Genomic DNA, 244 nt, shown 5'->3' on the forward strand with positions numbered 1-244 from the left:
ATCCTCCAGCGCGGCGAGAAGCAGGAAGGCGGTGGACTTGTGCACGTCGAGGTCGGCGGCGACCTCGCTGACGCCCGAGCCACCGGTGGCGGCCGGGGTCTCGAGCACGCGCACCGCCCGATCGACCGACTGGACGCCGCCGCTCGTGTCGCCGTTGGCGCGGCTGCTCCGCCGTGGAGCTCTGCTGTTGTTCTCCCCCTGCATATCGTTGCTCATGACGCAACCTTAACGCACGGTTAGCAGT

General features: G+C 68.4%; 1 protein-coding gene. It reads right to left on the reverse strand.

What is annotated here, in order from left to right; translation table 11 throughout:
- Positions 1-216: helix-turn-helix domain-containing protein (locus ACPYOI_RS36795; protein WP_481424274.1), on the reverse strand; the 216-nt coding region annotated here is incomplete at its 3' end.
- Positions 217-244 lie beyond the last annotated feature (28 nt).

The organism is Rhizobium sp. SVR5-2C, assembly GCF_056755115.1.